This is a genomic window from Symbiobacterium ostreiconchae, assembly GCF_055396975.1.
Window position 1 is genome coordinate 1,092,660 of sequence record NZ_AP042454.1, and the last position, 17,158, is coordinate 1,109,817.

Below are 17,158 nucleotides of genomic sequence, written 5' to 3' on the forward strand. Positions count from 1 at the left end.
GTCGGCGGGTTGCAAGAGCCGGCGGGTTGCGAGAGTCGGCAGGTTGCGAGAGCCGGCAGGTTGCAAGAGCCGGCGGGTTGCGAGAGTCGGCAGGTTGCGAGAGCCGGCGGGTTGAGGGAGAGGCAGCGTCGCACTGCAGGGTGGTGCGGCGCTTTGCTTTGTGTGCGCGCTGCCCGGTCGTCTTTCCGTGAAGCGCCCACACTTTCCCATGAGCAACCCTCAGGTTGACTCCGCATGCTATCTTCGGGCCGGTGTGTATAGATAGCGGGCAGGAAATGGCGGTGGATTCCCCGAAAACTTACGGGATGCCGCGGGACTCAGGAAGGGGAGGGTGAGACGTGGAACGCCTGGTGCAGGGTACGCGGGTGTTGCAGGTAGACCCGACCAGTCCGGAACCGGAAGTCGTCGCGCAGGCGGCAGCCACCCTGCGGGCGGGAGATGTGGTGGCGTTTCCCACGGAGACCGTCTACGGCCTGGGTGCCAACGCCCTGGACGGCGAGGCCGTGGGGCGCATCTTCGCGGCCAAGGGCCGCCCGTCCGATAACCCGCTGATCGTGCACATCGCGGACCGCTCGCAGCTCGAGGGGCTGGTGGCGTCGGTGCCGGAGGCGGCCGAGCGGCTGATGGCGCGTTTCTGGCCGGGGCCGCTGACCCTGGTGATGCGCAAGGGGCCGGCCGTGCCGCCGGAGGTCACCGGCGGCCTGGACACGGTGGGCATTCGCATGCCCGACCACCCGGTGGCCCTGGCCCTGATCCGCGCCGCGGGCGTTCCGATCGCCGCGCCCAGCGCCAACACGTCCGGCCGGCCGAGCCCCACGGCCGCCGAGCACGTGCTGGAGGACCTGGCGGGGTGCATTCCCGTCATCCTGGACGGCGGGGAGACCGGCGTCGGCGTGGAGTCCACGGTGCTGGACGTGACCACGTACCCGCCGATGATCCTGAGGCCCGGCGGCCTGACCCGGGAGGAGCTGGAGGCGGCCATCGGCCCGGTGGCACTCGCCCCGAACCTGGAGGGGGCCGAGCCCTGTGAACGGCCCCGTTCCCCGGGCATGAAGTACCGGCACTACGCGCCCCGGGCGCCGCTGGTCCTGGTGGAAGGCCCGGTGCTGGAGATGCAGGAGAAGATCCGCGACCTCGCCATGGAGTACGCCGAGGAGGGGAAGCGGGTGGGCATCCTGTGCAGCGCGGAGAGCCGCGGCGTCTACATGGCGCCTGTGATCCTGGAATACGGGGCCCGGGCAGACCTGGCCGGCATCGCCAGCGACCTGTTCGGGACCCTGCGCGCCTTCGACCGGCATCAGGTGGACGTGATCCTGGCCGAAGGGGTGCCGGAGGAGGGGCTGGGACTGGCGATCATGAACCGCCTGCGCCGGGCGGCCGGCGGGCGGGTGATCCGGCTGTGAGGGTGCAGAAGGTCCTGCTGGTCTGCTCCGGGAACACGTGCCGGAGCCCGATGGCCGCAGCGCTGCTGCGGGACCTGTGGCGCCGGGCCGACCCGGGGTGGGACCTGCAGGTGGATTCGGCCGGCCTGGGCGCCTTTCCCGGTCTGCCTGCCGCCGAGAACGCCGTGGCGGCCATGAAGGCGCGGGGCATCGACCTCAGCGGCCACCGTTCGCGGCCGGTGGCGGGCCTGGAGGGGTACGACCTGGTGCTCGGCATGACGCGCGCCCACCGCGATGCCCTGCGGGCCCGGTATCCGGCGTTTGCCGACCGCATCTTCACCCTGGGCGAGTACGCCGGGACCGGGGGCGACCTGTCCGATCCGTTCGGCGGGTCGCTGGAGGTGTACGAACAGACCGCCCGGGCGCTGGAGCAGGCGCTGCAGGCGGTGGTGGAGCGAATTCGCCGGGAAGGAAGTGGAGCGCAGTGAAAGTGGCCGTGGCGAGCGATCATGGCGGCTTTGATCTGAAAGGGATGGTCATTTCGCTTCTGGAGTCGCTGGGCCACGAGGTGACCGACCTGGGCACCCACGACCGGAACTCCTGCGACTACCCGGATTATGCGCAGAAGGTGGCCGAGGGCGTCGCCGCCGGCGTGTACGACCGCGGCGTCCTGATCTGCGGCACCGGCCTGGGCATGTCCATCGCGGCCAACAAGGTAGCCGGCGTGCGTGCGGCCCTGTGCAACGAGGTGTACTCGGCCAGGATGGCCCGGGCGCACAACGACGCCAACGTGCTCTGCCTCGGGGCGCGGGTGGTGGGGCCCGGCGTGGCCGAGGAAATCGTGCGGACCTTCTTCACCGCCGAGCACGAGGGCGGGCGGCACGCCCGCCGCGTCGAGAAGATCCGTTTACTGGAGCAGCGGTAGGAGGCGTCGCCATGGCGGACGTGAAACAGCAGGCGCCGGACGAACAGTTCTTGATGGCGGTGCGGGCGCAGACCCGCGCTGCGGCGGAGGAGCTGCTGGACGTCGCCGGGCTGAGCCCCGGGCAGGTGCTGGTGGTGGGCGGCTCCACCAGCGAGGTGATGGGCCGGCGCATCGGCACCGCCGGGAGCGAGGCCGTGGCCGAGGCGATCCTGGAGCCGCTGTTCGAGGTGACGCAGGCGGCGGGCATCTACCTGGCCGTGCAGTGCTGCGAGCACCTGAACCGCGCCCTGGTTGTCCCGCGGGCCGCGGCCGAGCGGTACGGCTGGGAGCGGGTGACCGTGGTGCCGGTGCCGAAGGCAGGAGGCGCCCTCGCGGCCCGGGCCATGCGGCGGCTCCCGGACGCGGTGGTGGTGGAGGAGATCAGGGCCGATGCGGGCCTGGATATCGGACTGACCTTGATCGGCATGCACCTGCGCCGGGTGGCCGTTCCGGTCAGGCTGAAGACGGCCGCCATCGGGCACGCCCGGTTGGTCGCGGCCCGAACCCGGCCGAAGCTGATTGGCGGGGCCCGTGCGGTCTACGAAATGGAATAGGGGGAACGAGCGCGATGTCCAGGGTTGTCGTCATCGACCATCCACTGATTCAGCACAAGCTCAGCATCATCCGGGACAAGGAGACGGGCCCCAAGGAGTTCCGTGAACTGGTGAACGAGATCGCCATGCTGATGGCCTACGAGGTGACCCGGGATCTGCCGACGGAAGAGGTGGAGGTGGAAACGCCCATCGCCCGGGCCCGGTGCCGCCGGCTCGCCGGCGAGAAGATCGGCCTGGTGCCCATTCTGCGGGCCGGCCTGGGGATGGTGCAGGGGATCCTCAACCTTTACCCCACGGCCCGGGTCGGCCACATCGGCCTCTACCGGGACCCCGAGACCCTGAAGCCGGTGGAGTACTACTGCAAGCTGCCGACGGACCTGGGCGAGCGGGAGCTCCTGGTGCTGGACCCGATGCTGGCCACGGGCGGCTCCATCGTCGCTTCGCTGGACCTGATCAAGCGGCACGGCGGCAAGAGGATCAAGCTGCTCTGTCTGCTCGCCGCCCCCGAGGGCGTAAAGGCGGTCCAGGAGGCGCACCCGGATGTGGATATCTACCTGGCCGCGCTGGATGAACGTCTGAATGAACATGCCTATATTGTGCCCGGGCTGGGCGACGCCGGCGACCGCCTCTTCGGCACGAAGTAGGGCCGGGCGGCGCAGGCCCCGCCGGCAGGAACAAGCGGAGGGATTGCAGTGGCACGGCCCAGTTGGGACGAGTATTTTATGGAACTCGCGCAGGTGGTTGCCAAGCGGTCGACGTGCAACCGCCGCAAGGTTGGAACCGTCTTAGTGAGGGACAAGCGTATTCTGACCACCGGCTACAACGGGTCGCCGTCGGGGCTGCCGCACTGCACCGACGCGGGCTGCCTGATCGTGGACGGCCACTGTGTGCGGGCGATCCACGCGGAACAGAACGCGATCATCCAGGCGGCGCTGCACGGCATCACCCTGAAGGGGGCGACCTGCTATGTCACCAGCAGCCCGTGCGTGCACTGCGCCAAGATGCTGATCGCGGCGGGGATTGAGCGCATCGTGTACATGGACGAGTACACGGAGCAGATCGGTCTCGAAATGGCCCGGGAAGCGGGCGTGGTCATGGAGCGGTTCATTCCTTCCAGCCATTCCTGAGCTTTACACGGATGGTTTACGCGCTTAGAATAACGAAAGCCGGAGTCAGGCATTATGTTGCGTGGGTCCATGCCGACGGACCCTGTGTAGGGAGTTGAGTCAACATGCTGCAGCAGGCAGGCATCACCTTCGCGGTGGCGCTGGTGGCGTCGCTGCTCCTCACGCCGCTGGCACGCCGGCTCGCCCTGCGCACGGGTACGGTGGCCCCGGTGGTCAAGCGCAGCGTCCACACGGAGCCGAAGCCCTTCCTGGGCGGACTCGCAATGTACCTGGCCTTTGCCCTGGCGATGGTCCTGGCGGGCGGCCTGCGCGATCCGCAGGTGGTGGGCATCCTGGTCTGCGGCGGCCTGCTCGTGCTGCTGGGGATCCGGGACGACCGGGTGCCCATGCGGCCGAAGGTGAAGTTCCTGGGCCAGGTCGCCATCGCCGCCCTGATGGTCTACGTTCCTTACTGGCAGCTGCAGGTGAGCTACATCTTCAGCCCGCTGGGCGAGCGGTGGGTCTCGTTCGGGCCGCTGGCGGGGCCGCTGACGATCCTCTGGATCGTGTCGTTCATCAACGTGATGAACTTTATCGACGGCCTCGACGGCCTGGCCGCCGGCATCTCCACCATCGCGGCGCTCACGCTGCTGGTGGTCTCGCTGCAGCAGGGCGTGCCGTCGGCCATCCTGCTCTCCGCTGCGCTGGCGGGATCGGCGGTCGGCTTTCTGCGGTACAACTTCAACCCGGCCAAGATCTTCATGGGCGACGCCGGCTCGATGTTCCTGGGCTTCACGCTGGCGGCCATCTCGGTCGAAGGCGTGATGAAGAGCGCCCTGGCGGTTTCCGTGCTGGTGCCGGTGCTTGCCCTGGCGGTGCCCATCTTCGACACGGCGTTCGCCATCGTGCGGCGGCTGGCCGGCGGGCGGTCGATCGGGCAGGCGGACAAGGACCACCTGCACCACCGGCTGCTCAGGCTCGGGCTCTCCCACCGGAACACCGTGTTGGTGATGTGGGCGGTGTCGGCGGCGCTGGGGCTCTCCGCGGTGGCCCTGACCGAGGTGAGTTTCACCGAGGCGATGGTCATCGTCGGCGTGGTCCTGGCGGTGATCCTGACGGCAGCCCGCCGCCTGGGGCTGCTGGCGGTCTCGGAGCCGAGGGAGAAGCATCCCGGCCACTGAGTCTGGGAACATAGGAGAAGGGGTAAGAGGGCGACCTCTTACCCCTTTTCGACAGGATCATAGGATAGGACGGCACGAGGCGCAGCAGGACAAGAGGCCTGGCAGGGCACGAAGCCTGGCTGGACACGAGGCATATCCGGATACGAGTACGATGCATACCACGACACGACCCCGCCCAGGGTCCGCACCCGGGCCGGGGACGGCCGAGGAGGCGACGAGGTGGCACAGCCCCGCAAGGTGATGACGATTTTCGGGTCCCGCCCGGAGGGCATCAAGATGGCGCCGGTGGTGCAGGCGCTGCGCCGGCACCCCGACTGGTTCGAGACGATCGTGGTCTCCACCGGGCAGCACCGGGAGCAGCTGGACCAGGTCTTCGCCGCCTTCGGGCTCGCGGCCGACCACGACCTGGCCATCATGCAGCCCCGGCAGACGCTGACCGACATCATGGTGCGCGCCCTCTCCGGCCTGGACCAGCTGCTGGCCCGGGAGCGGCCGGACCTGGTGCTGGTGCACGGCGACACCAGCACCACCGCGGCCGGGGCCCTGGCGGCCTTCTACCACAAGATCCCCGTGGGGCACGTGGAGGCCGGACTGCGGACCTTCAACAAGTACAATCCCTATCCCGAGGAGATCAACCGGCGGCTGGCGGGTATCATCGCTGACATCCAGTTCGCCCCGACACCCCGGGCGCGGGAGCACCTGATCGCGGAGCACATCGACCCGGACACGATCTTCGTCACGGGGCAGACCGGCGTCGACGCCGCCCTCACCGTGCTCAGCCGGCCGCACACGTTCTCCGTGCCGGCGCTGCGGCAGGTGGACTTCACCCGCCACCGCGTGGTGCTGATGACGGCCCACCGCCGGGAGAACATCGGCGAGCCGATGCGGAACATGTTCCGGGCCGTGCGCGACCTGGTGGACCGCTTCCCCGACGTGCTGCTGATTTACGCCGTCCACCTGAACCCGGCCGTACGGGAACTGGCCTGGCCGATCCTGGACGGCCACCCGCGCATCCTGCTGCTGGATCCCCTGCCGTATCCGGATATGATTCACCTGGCCGCCAAATCCTATATGGCGATGACGGACTCGGGGGGAATCCAGGAGGAGACGCCGTCGATGGGTGTTCCTCACGTGCTGATGCGCGAGACCACCGAGCGTCCGGAAGCGCTGGAGGCCGGGGTCATCCTGCTGTCGGGCACTTCCTATGAAGGGGTCTACGCCGCCGGGGAGCGGCTGCTGACCGACCGGGACCTGTACCAGCGGATGGCCAGGGCCCAGAATCCCTTCGGCGACGGGCAGGCGAGCCGGCGCATCGCCGAGTACCTGGCCTGGTACTTCGGTTTCGCTGCCGACAAGCCATCCGAGTTCGTCCCCGGCGGCGGGCGTGCGGGTTAGCCCGGCGGGGTTCCGCGGCGGCCAGGCGCCGCCCGGCTTCCCACCGGGGGCCGGCTCCGGCGGACGGGAACGAACGCGCAGACGCTCCGGATGCGGCAGGCGCATCGGGAGCGTTTTTCATGGGTGCGGCGCCGCGCGTTTGTCGAATTTCTGCCCGATGATGCAGGAATTGAGCCGCTCGTGGCTAATGATGTGATGGATCCTTACAAATAGCTCAGGAGGTGGATCCCTGGGCAGTACACCCGCCGTAGGGCGAAAGTGCAATGTCATGCCCCGTCGTTATCGCTAGACTAACCACATGGAATACTTGAAACAAGCGGACCCTACCGGTTTTGTTCTTGTCTTTTACAAGACACCTTAGTATAATCGGCTTTAGGGATTTCAGCGGATTCTGGCGGAGGAGGTAGCGCCAGAGTGCATCGCCGATCCCCCCGGCGTTCGCCCTACCTGTTTGCAGCCATCGATTTTGGCTACATGCTGCTGGCCTCCCTGGGGCTCTTCGGGGGACTGGGGTGGTGGCTGGACGGCCGGTTCAATACCGCGCCCCTGTTTCTCATCGCGGGCATCCTGCTGGGGCTTGCGGTGGCTTTCAGGAGCCTGCTGCGCCAACTGAACGCCATTGAGCGGGCGCTGCAGGCGGCCAGGAAGGAAGGGGACAGGCAGCAGACGCCGGAAGGAAAACCCTGACCCCGTGCGGGGGAGGGTGGTCGTGGCAGTCCAGGTTCTCGCAGGCGTTGTGGTCGGTTGCGTCTGGGGCTGTCTGTGCAACCTCCTGCTGTTCCGGAAGATGGCCAACAACCGGGCCGCGGGTGTCGAGCCTCTGCGCGGCATTGGCGTTGTTTTTTTTGTGCGGTACGTACTCGACGCCGCCGTTCTGGCCCTGTTCTACCTGGCGACGCGCAGCGTCTACGGCCTGATTGCGGCGGCGCTTTCCATCACCCTCGCGGTCAAAGCCTCTCTTTTCCACGTTTACGCCCGGAAGGGGGGGAAATTTGAGTGACCTCGTTCCTGTTCAGCTTGGCTGAAGCAGGCGGCGGAAAGGAGTTTCACATTCACCAGCCCTGGGCGCTCCCCTTTCTGGAGGGCACGCTGTTTGGGAAGGACCAGCTGCTCGAGATCAACAACATGGTCGTCACGCAGTGGCTGATCGTGGCCGGTCTGCTGGTCCTGGGGCTGGTCATCAACCGGGCCGTGCTGAGCGGCCGGATGACCAAGCTGCGCGGCTCGCTGGAGCTCCTGATCGACTTCCTGGAAGGCTGGTTCGCCTCCTTCATCGGGAGCCGCCAGTACGCCCGGCAGTACATGCCCCTGCTCTGCACGCTGTTCCTCTTTATTCTGGTCTCCAACTACCTGGGCGTGGTGCCTACGGTCGGGTACGGGCTCTTCGCCCCGACGGGCCGCTGGGGAACCACGCTGGGGCTCGGCCTCGTGGTGGCCGTTGCCGTGCAGGTGATCGCCATCCGCACACTGGGTACCGGCGGCTGGATCAAGCACATCCTGCACCTGGGCCCGCTGTCGCTCCTGGAAGAGGTCGTGCACCCGTTTTCGCTGTCGCTCCGTCTCTTCGGCAACATCTTCGGCGAGGAGACGCTGCTCGCGGTGATCATCTTCCTCGCGCCCATGATCGCGCCGATTCCGATCATGGTGCTGAGCCTGGTGTTCGGTGCCCTGCAGGCGGTGGTCTTCACGACCCTGACGGCCATTTACATCGGCGCCGTGCTGGAGCACCACCAGGCCCACGCCCAGCACGCAGAAGGGGAGGCCCCGCATCAGCCTGCCCCCGCCCACTAGGGCGACCTGATCAAGTTATCGCTTTCCTCCCCCTCTAGGGAAGGCGTTCCCTCGCCCCTGGGAGGATTGAACAAGAGGGCGCTTGCGCCCGAAGCTTTGCGCAATGACTCGCTCGTTCGAGAAGGAGGGTAATCCGTACGATGGAGACTACTGCTTGGATCGCTCTGGCTGCTGCCCTCAGCATCTCGGTGGCCGCGATTGGCGCTACCGTGGCGCAGGGCAAGGCGACCGCCTCTGCGATGGACGCTATCTGGCGCCAGCCTGAGGCCGCCAACGACGTCCGTGGCGCCCTCATCGTTTCGCTCGCTCTGATGGAGGCCATCGCGATCTACGGCCTGCTCATCGGCCTGCTCATCATCTTCATGCTCGGGTAATTGGGGTTTGCGCTCGAGGGGGGGCGACCCGGGGCTAGTCACCTCCGGTCGCCCCTTACTAGAGAGGGGGGGAACTCCTTTTGGATCTGACACTGTTCACGCTCGCGGCCTCCGAGGGGATCGACATCTTCCCCAAGCCCAGCGAGCTGATCTGGACGATGATCAACTTTGCCATCCTCCTTTGGGGACTGCACAAGTTCCTCTATAAGCCCCTCATCGGCGCCATTCAGGCCCGGGATGATGAGATCAACAACAACCTGAGGAAGGCGGCCGAGGATCGGGCAGAGGCTGAGCGCCTGCGCCAGGAGTTCGAGGCGCAGATCGCCAACGCCCAGCGAGAGGCGCAGGAGATCATCAACAAGGCGATCAAGAACGCCACGGCTGCGAAGGAGCAGATCGAGGCCGAGGCTCGGGCCAGGGCTTCGGAACTGCTGGAGAACGCCACGCAGACCATCGAGCGGGAGAAGCAGAAGGCGCTCGCCGAGCTGCGGCTTGAGGTTGCCAATCTGGCGGTGGCCGTCGCCGGCAAGGTGATCGAGAAGAGCCTCGACACCGAAGAGCACCGCCGGCTGGCTGACCGCTTCGTTGAAGAGGTGGCGAAGCACTGATGCTGAGTCACGCCGTCGCCCGGCGCTACGCCAGAGCCCTCTTCGAACTGGCCCAGGAGAAAGGGCTTCTGGAGCAGACCCAGCGCGAGCTCGAGCTCGTTGTCCATATGTACGAGTCGAACAGCTACCTGCGGGGGTTCATGAACGACGTGATGATCGCGCCCTCCCGCAAGCGCGAGGTGCTGAAGAACACCCTGGAGGGCAAGGTCTCCCCGCTGATGCTGAACTTCCTCTACGTGGTGGTGCAGAAGCGGCGGGAGCCGTACCTGCCCTCCATCTACCGCGCGTTTCAGGACCTGGCCAACGAGGCCCTGGGGGTCGTGGAGGTCGAGGTCCGTTCTGCCGTTCCTCTGGCGGAGGAGACGGCCCGGAACCTGGAGGCCAGGCTTACGGCCAAACTGGGCAAGCGTGTGAAGCTGAGTACCCAGGTCGCCCCTGAGTTGATCGGCGGCCTGGCCGTGCGGGTGGGCGACACGCTGATGGACGGCTCTGTCCGCACCCGCCTGCGCCGCATGCATGAGCGGCTGATCAGCACGCAATCCAAGGTCAATTGAGGGGTGACACGTGGATGAGCATTCGGCCAGAGGAGATCTCCTCGATTCTGAAGCAGGAGATCGAGCGGTTCTCCACCGAGATCGAGACCTCGAACGTCGGCCGGGTCATCCAGGTTGGTGACGGCATCGCCCGCGTGTACGGCCTGCAGTCCTGCATGGCCTCCGAGCTGTTGGAGTTCCCCAACGGCGTCATGGGAATGGCATTCAACCTGGAGGAAGACAACATCGGTGTCGTGATCCTCGGTCCCGACGAGGACATCAAGGAAGGCATGGAGGTCAAGCGCACCGGGCGCGTCGTGGAGGTGCCGGTGGGCCCGGCCCTGATCGGCCGCGTCGTCAACGCGCTGGGACAGCCGCTGGACGGCAAGGGCCCCATCGAGACCGACATGTACCTGCCCGTCGAGCGCAAGGCGCCGGGCGTGATCACGCGTAAGTCGGTGCACGAGCCGCTGCAGACCGGCCTGAAGGCCATCGACTCGATGACGCCGATCGGCCGCGGCCAGCGCGAGCTGATCATCGGCGACCGCGGCACCGGCAAGACCGCCATCGCCGTCGACACGATCATCAACCAGAAGGGGCAGAACTGCATCTGCATCTACGTCGGCATCGGCCAGAAGGCCTCCACCATCGCCGGCGTGGTCAAGAAGCTGGAGGAGACGGGCGCGATGGAGTACTCCATCGTCGTCTCGGCGACGGCCTCCGATCCCGCCCCGCTGCAGTTCCTCGCGCCGTACGCGGGCTGCGCCATGGGCGAGTACTTCCGCGACAACGGCATGCACGCCCTCATCATCTACGATGATCTCTCCAAGCACGCCGTCGCTTACCGCGAGATGTCGCTGCTGATGCGCCGTCCGCCTGGCCGTGAGGCGTACCCCGGCGACGTGTTCTACCTGCACTCCCGCCTGCTGGAGCGGGCCGCGAAGATGAGCGACGAGTACGGCGCCGGCTCCCTGACGGCCCTGCCGATCATCGAGACCCAGGCGGGCGACGTGTCGGCGTACATCCCGACCAACGTCATCTCCATCACGGACGGCCAGATCTTCCTGGAGACCGACCTGTTCAACGCGGGCATCCGCCCCGCCATCAACGTCGGTATCTCGGTCTCCCGCGTGGGCGGTGCGGCCCAGATCGACTCCATGAAGCGGGTGTCGGGCACGCTGAAGCTCGACCTGGCCCAGTACCGCGAGCTGGCGGCCTTCGCCCAGTTCGGCTCCGACCTGGACAAGGCGACGCAGGCCCGCATCATCCGCGGCCAGCGCACGACGGAGATCCTGAAGCAGCCGCAGTACAATCCGCTGCCGGTGGAGCTGCAGGTGCTCTCCATCTTCGCCGCCTCCAACGGCTACCTGGACGATCTGCCGGTGGAGGAAGTGGCGGCGTTCGAGCAGGAGCTGCACACCTACTTCAAGGCCAACCATCCGGAGCTGCTGGCCCGGATCCCGAAGGAGAAGTGGAAGGACCTGGAGCCCGAGGTCAGGGCCGCGGTGGATGCCTTCAAGAAGGGCTACGGCCAGCGCGCTGCCGCCCAAGCCGCCAACCAGTAAGGGGTGGTGAGCAAGCTTGGCTGAGAACAAGAAGGCTGTACAGCGCCGCATCAAGGCCGTCAAGTCGACGCAGCAGATCACCAAGGCGATGAAGCTGGTCGCCGCCGCCAAGCTGCGCCGGGCGCAGGAGAACGTGCAGAACGCCCGGCCGTACTCCCGGGAGCTCGCCAAGACCCTGGGCCGCCTGGTGCAGGCGGGGGCAGGCGCCAACCATCCGCTGCTGAACCGGCGCCCTGAGGGCACGCCGACAGTGGCCTACGTGGTCATCACCGCCGACCGCGGCCTGGCCGGGTCGTTCAACATCAACGTCATCCGCAAGGCGCACCAGGCGCTGGAGGCGGAGAGCCGGCCCACCAAGCTGATCTGCATCGGCCGCAAGGGGCGGGACTACTTCGTCAAGCGCCGGATCCAGCCCGTGCTGGAGTTCGTCGGCCTGGGCGACACGATCACCTTCGCTCTGGCCCGGTCGGTCCTCTCCCAGATCGTCGACCTCTACCTCTCGGGCGAGGTCGACGAGGTGCGGGTGATCTACACCGAGTTCGTCAACGCGGTGACGCAGCGGCCCAAGGAGATGCAGCTGCTTCCGATCCAGCCGGCGCAGGCGGAAGCCCCGCACGGGCTCGTGGAGTACATCTACGAGCCGTCCCCCGAGCGGGTGCTGGACACGCTGGTGCCCCGTTACGCCGAGACGATCTTCTACCAGCTCCTGCTGGAGTCGAAGGCGTCGGAGCAGGGCGCCCGCATGACGGCAATGGGCAACGCCACGGACAATGCGGAAGAGATGATCGCCAAGCTGACGCTGGCGTACAACCGGGCCCGGCAGGCGGCCATCACCCGAGAGATCTCCGAAATCGTGGGCGGCGCCAACGCCCTGCAGGGCTGAGCGTGCTTCCTGAGTAGAGGAGGGAGACCCCCAGTGAGCAATCCAGTCGGCAAGATCCTGGCCATCATGGGCGCCGTCGTCGACGTCGAGTTCCCGGACGGCCATCTGCCTAAGCTGAACCACGCCCTCGTCATCCGGAACGGCGGGGAGCGGGGCGACATCAACCTGACCCTGGAGGTCGCGCAGCACCTGGGCAACAACCAGGTCCGCTGCGTCGCCATGGACTCCACCGACGGCCTGCGCCGGGGCGAGACCGTCATCGACACGCAGGCGCCGATCACGGTGCCCGTCGGCGAGCCGGTCCTGGGCCGGATCTTCAACGTGCTCGGCGAGACCATTGACGGCAAGGGGCCGGTGAACAGCCCGGTGTCGCTGCCGATTCACCGCGAGCCCCCCGGCGTGGCCAATGTGGACCCCGCCACCGAGATGCTGCCCACCGGCATCAAGGTCATCGACCTGCTCTGCCCGTACGCCCGCGGCGGCAAGATCGGCCTGTTCGGCGGCGCGGGCGTGGGCAAGACGGTCATGATCCAGGAACTCATCCACAACATCGCCTACAAGTTCGGCGGCTACTCCATCTTCGCCGGCGTGGGCGAGCGCACCCGTGAGGGCAACGACCTCTACCACGAGATGATCGAGGCCGGCGTCATCGACAAGGTGGCGATGGTCTTCGGCCAGATGAACGAGCCGCCCGGCGCCCGTATGCGCGTGGCCCTCACCGGCCTGACCATGGCCGAGTACTTCCGCGACGAGCAGGGCCTGGACGTGCTGCTCTTCATCGACAACATCTTCCGCTTCACGCAGGCCGGCTCCGAGGTGTCCGCCCTGCTGGGCCGCATGCCCTCGGCCGTGGGTTACCAGCCGACGCTGGCCACCGAGATGGGCTACCTGCAGGAGCGCATCACCTCGACGAAGAAGGGCTCGATCACGTCGGTGCAGGCGATCTACGTCCCGGCCGACGACCTGACCGACCCGGCCCCGGCCACCACCTTCGCCCACCTGGACGCGACGACGGTTCTCTCCCGCGCCGTGTTCGAGAAGGCGATCTTCCCGGCCGTCGACCCGCTCGACTCCAGCTCCCGCATCCTGGACCCGAACATCGTGGGCCGGGAGCACTACGAGGTCGCGCGCGGCGTGCAGAAGGTGCTGCAGCGGTACAAGGAGCTGCAGGACATCATCGCCATCCTGGGCATGGACGAGCTCTCCGACGAAGACAAGCTCATCGTCGCCCGGGCGCGCAAGATCGAGCGCTTCCTGTCGCAGCCGATGTTCGTGGCGGAGAAGTTCACCAACCTGCCCGGCGTGTTCGTCGATCCCAAGGACACGGTCAAGGGCTTCAAGGAGATCCTGGAGGGCAAGCACGACGACCTGCCCGAGCAGGCGTTCTACATGGTCGGCACCATCGAGCAGGCGGTGGAGAAGGGCAAGAAGCTGCTGGCCGAGGTGAGCTAGCATGGCCGACATGTCGCTGACCATCATCACGCCGGAGCGGACGGTGCTGCGGGACGCCCCCGCCGACGCCGTCGTCGTCCCGGTGGTGGACGGCTCGATGGGCATCCTGAAGAACCACGCCCCCATGGTCGCCAACCTGCGGATCGGCGTCCTGCGCTACAAGCAGGACGGCGTCTACAAGCGGGCGGCCGTGACCGGCGGGTTTATGGAGGTCTCGGACAACCGGGTCACGATCCTGGCCGACGCGGCTGAACTGGCGGAGTCCATCGATGTGATGCGCGCGATCGAAGCCAGGAAGCGGGCCGAGGCCCGGCTCCGTGACCGGAAGGCCAACATCGACCGGGTCCGGGCCGAGGCGGCGCTCCGCCGTGCGCTGGCCCGCCTGCGGGCCGCCGGCGTCCTGGATCAGGAAAAGGAGTAACTCCTGCATAATGAAGCCCCGGCCTGGAGGCAGGCCGGGGCTCTTTCATGGCTACACCAGAATCACGTGCAGGGCGCCGGGGCCGTGGACGCCGATGGTCAGGTCGTTCTCGATGTCCGAGCTGCGGCTGGGGCCCGACTTGAAGATCACCTGCGACGGCATGGCCCCGCTGCCGGCGAGACGCCGAAAGACCCGGGCGCTGTCGAAGACGATCTGCTCCTTGCGCAGCACGGCGATCAGGAGCGGCGGCAGCAGGCTCACCGTGCGGCCGCGGGTGGCGCCGCTGTGCAGGACGATCGTCCCGGTCTCGGCAATGGCCGCGTCGCAGGCGACGATGCCGGCGGGCGCCTTCTCGACCTGCTCCACGAAGGACCGGCCGTCGTCGCCCTGGCGGAACCTGACCACCCGGTACCCGGCGGCCTCCAGGGCCGGGTCGATGTCGCAGCCGCTCAGTAGGGGGTCCTCCCAGCGGGCGACTGACAGGCCCTCCGCGGCGGACCCGGTCTGGCCGGCCCCCAGGACGTCCTTCAGGATCTGCACGATGGTCGGGGCCACCTGGGCGGCGTCGCTCACCCGGTGCACGACGCCGTTGATCTTCTCCAGCTCCGCCTGGAACCGGTCCGCAAGGGCATCCGGCCCCTTGGGGCCGATCTCCGGCAGCGGCCGCGACGGCCGGAACGGCGGCGGGGCGGCCTCCGGGCTGCGGCCGAGCCTGGCGGCGACTCTGCTCAGGAAGTCCTGCTCCGTGCTCATCTACTTCGCACCTTCCTCTCGTTGAAGCTCGGCCCAGCGCTGGTGGAAGGGCTTGCGGGCCGGGGCGGGCATGGTCCGGCTGTTCGTCCAGCCGGCGGCGATGGAGGGTAGGTTGTCGAGGTACTCGCTGCCGTCGGCCCGGCGCCGGAGGAAGGGCTTCACGCCCAGGCGCGCGGACCGGGCGACGAACCGGTAGACCCCCGGCCGGGTCCAGGCGAAGTGCACCGCCTTGAGTGCCGTGCGCATCAGCGGGTGCTCGCGGCCCTGGGCGACCGCCTCCCCGCGCAGCCGGATGATGTGCTTGTGCAGCTGAATGCCCAGGGGGCAGTTCTCGGCGCAGGCCCCGCACAGGCTGCAGGCCTGAAGCAGCTCGTCCCACTGGTCCAGGCCCTGCAGCAGAGGCGTCAGCACGGTGCCGATGGGGCCGGGGTAGATGGACCCGTACGCGTGGCCGCCGAGCTGCCGGTAGACGGGGCAGGAGTTGAGGCAGGCACCGCAGCGGATGCAGGAGAGCACCTCCTGGTACGGGGTGCAGAGGATGTTCGAGCGGCCGTTGTCCAGGAAGATGACGTGCAGCTCTTCCGGCCCGTCGGGCTCGCCGGGGCGGCGGGGGCCGGTGATCATGTTGAAGTACGTGGTGATCTTCTGCCCGGTGGCGCTGCGGGGCAGCAGGCCCAGCATCACGGCCAGGTCCTCCAGGCCCGGCACCAGCTTCTCGATGCCCACCAGGGTGATCTGGCAGGGCGGCACCGAGGTGGTGAGCCGGCCGTTGCCCTCGTTGGTGACCAGGCAGATGGTGCCGGTCTCGGCCACCAGGAAGTTGGCGCCGGTCACGCCCACGTCGGCGTTCATGAACTTCTGCCGCAGCGTGGCGCGGGCGAACCCTGCGAGCGTCTTGGTGTCGGTGGCCAGCTCCCGCCCGGCCACGGCCCCGAACAGGTCGGCGATCTGCCGCCGGGTCTTGTGGATGGCTGGAATGACGATGTGTGCCGGGGTCTCTTTCGCCAGCTGGATGATGTACTCGCCCAGGTCCGACTCCACGATCTCCAGCCCCTCGGCCTCCAGGGCGTGGTTCAGGTGGATCTCCTCGGTGACCATGGACTTGGACTTGATGAGCTTCCGGGCGCCGCGCTTACGGCAGATCTCCAGCACGATCTGGTTGGCCTCCGCGGCGTCCTTCGCCCAGTGGACCACCCCGCCGTTCTTGCGGATCTGCTCCGCGGCCTGCTTCAGGTAGCCGTCCAGGTGGGCGATGGTGTGGTGCTTGATCTCCTGCGCCCGGGCGCGCAGCTCTTCAAAGCTCCCGATCGCCTCGCCCCGGGCCGCCAGGGCCTCCAGGTCGGCCATGACGGCCTTGCGCTTCATGTAGAGGTTCTCGGCCGTATAGCGGACCGCCCCGCGCAGATGGTCGTCGGCGAGGGCCTTCTCGACCCGTTCCAGGAAAGGTGTCTTAGCGGCCATTCTGCTGAACCCCCTCCCACAGCAGTTCGGCGATGTGCAGCGTGCGGATGGGCAGGCCCCGCTTCTCGATGCGGCCGCCCTGGTGCATGAGGCAGCCCAGGTCCGAGCTGACGATGAGGTTCGCGCCGGTGGCCGCGATGGCATCCACCTTGTCGTCGGCCATGGCGGTGGAGATCTCGGGCTGCTTGATGGAGAAGGCGCCGCCGAAGCCGCAGCAGAGGTCAGGGCGGGGCAGCTCCAGCAGTTCCAGGTCGCGCACGCAGCGCAGCATCTCCAGGGGCTCCTCCTGCACCTTCAGTTCCCGCTGCATGTGGCAGTTGTTGTGGAAGACGGCCTTGCCGGGGAACCGGGCGCCGACGTCCTTCACGCCCAGCACGCGCACCATGAACTCGGTGAACTCGTAGGTGCGCTGGCCGATGGCGACGGCCTCCTGCCGCTCCCGGGAGCCCTCGGGAAACATCTCGGGGTAGAAGTAGCGCACGTGGCCGGCGCAGGAGCCGGAAGGCTGGATGATGTACTCGCTGTGCGCGAAGGTCTTCATGTACAGCCGGGCGAAGTCCCGGGCGTCGTCCAGGTGACCGGTGTTCCAGGACGGCTGGCCGCAGCAGGTCTGGCCGGCAGGGAAGTCGACCTCGACGCCGTGGCGGCGGAGCAGGCGGTAGACCGCCTCGCCGACCTGGGGGGCGAAGTGATCGGCGAGGCAGGTGATGAAGAGCGAGACCTTCATGGGGGCAC

At 67.6% G+C, this 17,158-nt stretch carries 21 protein-coding genes; 18 read left to right on the forward strand and 3 right to left on the reverse strand.

Features of this window, described 5'->3' with window-relative positions:
• The first annotated feature begins 338 nt into the window (after positions 1-338).
• From ACZ5UM_RS05390 to ACZ5UM_RS05475, 18 genes are all read left to right on the forward strand, one after another.
• On the forward strand, positions 339-1,403 hold the full coding sequence (locus ACZ5UM_RS05390; protein ID WP_464847302.1) for an L-threonylcarbamoyladenylate synthase: 1,065 nt from the start codon (positions 339-341) through the stop codon (positions 1,401-1,403).
• Entirely contained in the window at positions 1,400-1,870 is a 471-nt protein-coding gene (locus ACZ5UM_RS05395; RefSeq protein WP_464847303.1) for a low molecular weight protein arginine phosphatase, read from the forward strand. The genes ACZ5UM_RS05390 and ACZ5UM_RS05395 overlap by 4 nt, the downstream gene beginning before the upstream one ends.
• Positions 1,867-2,307 (forward strand): ribose 5-phosphate isomerase B, encoded by a 441-nt coding sequence (gene rpiB, locus ACZ5UM_RS05400; protein WP_464847304.1) that lies wholly within the window; start codon positions 1,867-1,869, stop codon positions 2,305-2,307. The genes ACZ5UM_RS05395 and rpiB overlap by 4 nt, the downstream gene beginning before the upstream one ends.
• An 11-nt stretch (positions 2,308-2,318) precedes the next feature.
• A complete protein-coding gene (locus ACZ5UM_RS05405) occupies positions 2,319-2,900 on the forward strand; it encodes a TIGR01440 family protein (protein ID WP_464847305.1) in 582 nt (193 codons plus the stop codon).
• A gap of 14 nt (positions 2,901-2,914) precedes the next feature.
• Positions 2,915-3,544 (forward strand): uracil phosphoribosyltransferase, encoded by a 630-nt coding sequence (upp, locus tag ACZ5UM_RS05410; protein ID WP_464847306.1) that lies wholly within the window; start codon positions 2,915-2,917, stop codon positions 3,542-3,544.
• Positions 3,545-3,592: 48 nt separating this feature from the next.
• On the forward strand, positions 3,593-4,027 hold the full coding sequence (locus tag ACZ5UM_RS05415) for a deoxycytidylate deaminase (protein ID WP_464847307.1): 435 nt from the start codon (positions 3,593-3,595) through the stop codon (positions 4,025-4,027).
• Positions 4,028-4,131: 104 nt separating this feature from the next.
• Positions 4,132-5,187 carry an MraY family glycosyltransferase gene (locus ACZ5UM_RS05420; RefSeq protein WP_464847308.1) on the forward strand — a complete coding sequence of 352 codons (1,056 nt, stop codon included), beginning with the start codon at positions 4,132-4,134 and terminating at the stop codon, positions 5,185-5,187.
• 219 nt (positions 5,188-5,406) lie between these two features.
• A complete protein-coding gene (gene wecB, locus ACZ5UM_RS05425; protein WP_464847309.1) occupies positions 5,407-6,582 on the forward strand; it encodes a non-hydrolyzing UDP-N-acetylglucosamine 2-epimerase in 1,176 nt (391 codons plus the stop codon).
• Between the two features lie 414 nt (positions 6,583-6,996).
• On the forward strand, positions 6,997-7,269 hold the full coding sequence (locus ACZ5UM_RS05430) for an AtpZ/AtpI family protein (protein ID WP_464847310.1): 273 nt from the start codon (positions 6,997-6,999) through the stop codon (positions 7,267-7,269).
• Positions 7,270-7,291: 22 nt separating this feature from the next.
• Positions 7,292-7,582 carry a hypothetical protein gene (locus ACZ5UM_RS05435; protein WP_464847311.1) on the forward strand — a complete coding sequence of 97 codons (291 nt, stop codon included), beginning with the start codon at positions 7,292-7,294 and terminating at the stop codon, positions 7,580-7,582.
• Positions 7,579-8,373: a F0F1 ATP synthase subunit A gene (locus tag ACZ5UM_RS05440; RefSeq protein WP_464847312.1), complete on the forward strand. Its 795-nt coding sequence runs from the start codon at positions 7,579-7,581 to the stop codon at positions 8,371-8,373. Before ACZ5UM_RS05435 ends, ACZ5UM_RS05440 begins: the two co-directional genes overlap by 4 nt.
• Positions 8,374-8,513: 140 nt before the next feature.
• On the forward strand, positions 8,514-8,747 hold the full coding sequence (gene atpE, locus ACZ5UM_RS05445; RefSeq protein ID WP_464847313.1) for an ATP synthase F0 subunit C: 234 nt from the start codon (positions 8,514-8,516) through the stop codon (positions 8,745-8,747).
• An 80-nt stretch (positions 8,748-8,827) separates the two neighbouring features.
• Positions 8,828-9,355, forward strand: a complete 528-nt coding sequence (gene atpF, locus ACZ5UM_RS05450) for a F0F1 ATP synthase subunit B (protein ID WP_464847314.1) — start codon at positions 8,828-8,830, stop codon at positions 9,353-9,355.
• A complete protein-coding gene (locus ACZ5UM_RS05455) occupies positions 9,355-9,909 on the forward strand; it encodes a F0F1 ATP synthase subunit delta (RefSeq protein ID WP_464847315.1) in 555 nt (184 codons plus the stop codon). The genes atpF and ACZ5UM_RS05455 overlap by 1 nt, the downstream gene beginning before the upstream one ends.
• A 14-nt stretch (positions 9,910-9,923) precedes the next feature.
• Positions 9,924-11,453: a F0F1 ATP synthase subunit alpha gene (gene atpA / locus ACZ5UM_RS05460; protein WP_464847316.1), complete on the forward strand. Its 1,530-nt coding sequence runs from the start codon at positions 9,924-9,926 to the stop codon at positions 11,451-11,453.
• Between the two features lie 16 nt (positions 11,454-11,469).
• Positions 11,470-12,336 (forward strand): ATP synthase F1 subunit gamma, encoded by an 867-nt coding sequence (atpG, locus tag ACZ5UM_RS05465; RefSeq protein ID WP_464847317.1) that lies wholly within the window; start codon positions 11,470-11,472, stop codon positions 12,334-12,336.
• Between the two features lie 33 nt (positions 12,337-12,369).
• Entirely contained in the window at positions 12,370-13,788 is a 1,419-nt protein-coding gene (atpD, locus tag ACZ5UM_RS05470; RefSeq protein ID WP_464847318.1) for a F0F1 ATP synthase subunit beta, read from the forward strand.
• Position 13,789: 1 nt separating this feature from the next.
• Positions 13,790-14,209, forward strand: a complete 420-nt coding sequence (locus ACZ5UM_RS05475) for a F0F1 ATP synthase subunit epsilon (RefSeq protein WP_464847319.1) — start codon at positions 13,790-13,792, stop codon at positions 14,207-14,209.
• A 51-nt stretch (positions 14,210-14,260) separates the two neighbouring features.
• Here ACZ5UM_RS05475 and ACZ5UM_RS05480 read toward each other — a convergent pair whose 3' ends face one another.
• Genes ACZ5UM_RS05480 through ACZ5UM_RS05490 form a run of 3 tightly spaced genes read right to left on the reverse strand, consistent with a single transcriptional unit; the run spans position 14,261 to position 17,150 of the window.
• Positions 14,261-14,962, reverse strand: coding sequence for a LutC/YkgG family protein (locus tag ACZ5UM_RS05480; protein WP_464847320.1), 702 nt, complete (start codon positions 14,960-14,962; stop codon positions 14,261-14,263).
• Positions 14,963-16,423 carry a LutB/LldF family L-lactate oxidation iron-sulfur protein gene (locus tag ACZ5UM_RS05485; RefSeq protein WP_464847321.1) on the reverse strand — a complete coding sequence of 487 codons (1,461 nt, stop codon included), beginning with the start codon at positions 16,421-16,423 and terminating at the stop codon, positions 14,963-14,965. It lies immediately after the preceding gene.
• On the reverse strand, positions 16,413-17,150 hold the full coding sequence (locus ACZ5UM_RS05490; protein WP_464847322.1) for a (Fe-S)-binding protein: 738 nt from the start codon (positions 17,148-17,150) through the stop codon (positions 16,413-16,415). Before ACZ5UM_RS05490 ends, ACZ5UM_RS05485 begins: the two co-directional genes overlap by 11 nt.
• Positions 17,151-17,158: the final 8 nt, after the last annotated feature.